This is a genomic window from Staphylococcus sp. 231237_7MaSpsaltlick (genome assembly GCF_043107035.1).
In genome coordinates this window covers 1-385 of record NZ_JBICNX010000453.1, presented here as the reverse complement: position 1 = coordinate 385, position 385 = coordinate 1, and the positions used below count along the sequence as shown (strand labels likewise).

Below are 385 nucleotides of genomic sequence, written 5' to 3'. Positions count from 1 at the left end.
ATTTACAAGTCCATCAATTTGGTTGAATGTACGTTTTGTTTCTTTAATGACATGTTCCCAATCCGCTGTCTGTGTTACGTCATGTTTGATGAAAATTGCATTTTCTCCTAATTTGTCAGCTAAGTTTTGTCCATCGTTTTCATTAATATCTGTAATTACAACCTTTGCGCCTTCTTCGACAAATAATTTAGCATGCGATGCGCCCATGCCATTGGATCCCCCGGTGACAATTATTACTTTATCTTTTAATCTATCCATATGTCATATTCCTCCTAATTACATTTCATTATAAGGTTCATATTTGGAATATATATGTTCTTGTCTACTTCTATCATAAAATGTAGTAGCTGCACCATTTTTGCGGTTGTCATATAGTTCATCTAAA

The 385-nt window shown here is 33.8% G+C and carries 1 protein-coding gene; it reads right to left on the bottom strand.

All coding sequences use genetic code 11. The features are described 5' to 3' along the window. Positions 1 to 258, bottom strand: a 258-nt coding sequence (locus ACF91D_RS32315; RefSeq protein ID WP_392438796.1) for an SDR family NAD(P)-dependent oxidoreductase, incomplete at its 3' end; no start/stop codon positions are given. Between the last annotated feature and the right edge of the window lie 127 nt (positions 259 to 385).